At 39.3% G+C, this 2,271-nt stretch carries 1 protein-coding gene; it reads left to right on the top strand.

The features are described from left to right. Positions 1-387 precede the first annotated feature (387 nt). The gene (locus L4C39_RS19940) at positions 388-1,203 is read left to right on the top strand and encodes a hypothetical protein (protein WP_429747729.1); all 816 of its coding nucleotides are present in this window, start codon (positions 388-390) and stop codon (positions 1,201-1,203) included. Positions 1,204-2,271: the final 1,068 nt, after the last annotated feature.

Below are 2,271 nucleotides of genomic sequence, written 5' to 3'. Positions count from 1 at the left end.
ACCTGTTTCAAATCAGAAGCGGTAGATATCTCTTCAAGGTTTGGTTTTCCCTTTCCAGCCCAGTCAGGTTTATCAGCCATTGTAATCGGTGATAGAAATGTAAGAATGCTACTCAAAGCAATGATTTTTGTGTTTGTCATAGAATACCCCTTTATATAATATTTAGCATATGTATAGGGTGAGGGTGTTGCAAGTCACAGCAGTGGGGTGGCGCTGCTAACAAACAATTTAAGAGTGACTCCTAACGCTTGCCGATTTTACTCCGATTTGAATTTTGTGTTTACGGCGCAATGGTTTAGTCTGGGTTTTATAGCGTTATCGCACCTTAATTGGGCGTTATGTGTTTTTATCAACTTTCAGTGCAGATTATAAATTTTGGAGTGTTATTTGAAGATTGAAATAAATTCAAAGTATAAAAAGTTAGTTAAAGTTCTGTTGGTTGTATTTCCTTTATTAAGTATTGCTACTGCTTTTCTGAGCCTACCTTTAGTCTTATCTCTGCCAATAGCAATACTTATCACTACCATTCCACTTATCCTCGATAGATTTGTATTTAATTATAAAGTTCTTCATATAATGCCTATGCCAACTAATGACATGTTGGTTCATAGACTTGGGACGTCATGGGTAGCGGATAATATTGAAACAATGAAAGGCTTGGGTATTGTTATACTTTTCAAGTATAAGCACGTAGCTAAAGATGCCTACGGTATGTTGAAAGCATGGAATTATGGCAAGGTCATTGATCCATCGGAGAATATCTCCTTTAACGTTGTTCGTGAGCAGGGAAGTACATACAGTGCATTTCTTTATGCGGGAGATAGGCTTGATAGTATTATAGCTTCTGAGGCTTTAGCTAAAGAGCGCCACGGTAGTAACGCAAAAATAGCGATGAGTGTGGCTAAGTTTTATATGCAGTTTAGCTTTGACTATTCGGAGAGTGAGCTAAAGACTAAGTGTGTAGAAAGTCTTCCTTATGTAGATGAGCTGCATCTAAATGTTGGCTATGTTCGTGATGGCGAAATTGTCATGTACTCAAAGCGAGGCTTTAGGCTTAAGAAGTTTAGCCTTAGAGATAGAGCAGATGTTCCCGATGGTACGATTGAAAGTTTAAACGAGTGGATTAGTCCAGAAGGTAAACTTGCACCAATAAATCAAGCTCTTGTAGAGCAAGTAAATAGAAACTTGGAATCAAACACATAACAAACAATTTAAGAGTGATTTAGCACGCTTGGCATTTTTGGTTTGAGTTGAGTTCGGTGTTTACGGTGGTCAAATTAAGTGCCGTGGTCGCGTGCTTCACACCTTAATTGGGCGTTATATTGCCTAAGATTCAAAGGGTTAAATTATCCGTTTATCTTTGTTCTTCGTTCGAGCTACACACCTGTTAGTTTCGTGAAAGTTGCCATCAAAAAGGCCATCGCACGTAGAATGCTTAGCGGTTAATTAGCTGCAACGTCACGCAAGTCTCCTCGTTAGTAAGTTTGCTGGCTCAAGTTCATTTTGCGCGGCTTCTTTTCTGTGGAAACTTCATTGAAAATTGTGGTTTCAGCGCACTTTGCTGTCAGGTTTTTCGCTTGAATTCTTTGTCATTTAAGCTAATCGAATGACTTCAATTTCAACTCATTTCGTTTCTTAGCCAAGTGCGTTTTATTGTCTATGATTGAGTTTCGAACTATCCGTTTTACTTCTGAGTTCAAAGCCAGTAGATTTGTAACCAATTCAGCATCTTGGCGCTAAATTTGGCTTCATCGTGCGGGCAATATAACAAGCAATTCAAGCTGACAGTCAACGCGTGGCATTTTCAGTTCCAAACAGTTTGGGTGTAATCGGTGCGTTGCTTTGAGTTCAGGTTTGCGTTGGTCTGCAACTTAATTGGGCGTTATATTGCATAAGATTCAAAGGGTTAAATTGTCCGTTTATCTTTGTTCTGCGTCCGAACTACACACCTGTTCTTTTCGTGAAAAATGCCATCAAAATGACCATCGCACGTAGAATGTTTGTCGGTTAATTAGCTGCAACGTCACGCAAGTCTCCTCATTAGTAAGTTTTGCTGGCTCAAGTTCATTTTGCGTGGCTTCTTTTTCGTGGGTGCTAAATTAAAATCGTAGTTTCAGCGCACTTTGTCGTCAGGTTTCTCGTTCGAATTCTTTGTCACTCAGGCTAATCAAATTTCTCTAATTTCAGCTCATTTCGCTTCTTAGCCAAGTGCGTTTTGTTGTCTATGGTTGAGTTTCGAACTATCCGTTTTACATCTGAGTTCAAAGCAGC

Source organism: Vibrio clamense, assembly GCF_050337905.1.
GTDB classification, from domain to species: domain Bacteria; phylum Pseudomonadota; class Gammaproteobacteria; order Enterobacterales; family Vibrionaceae; genus Vibrio; species Vibrio cortegadensis.
The sequence above is the reverse complement of the archived record's forward strand: the minus strand, read 5'-3'. Positions and strand labels throughout refer to the sequence as shown.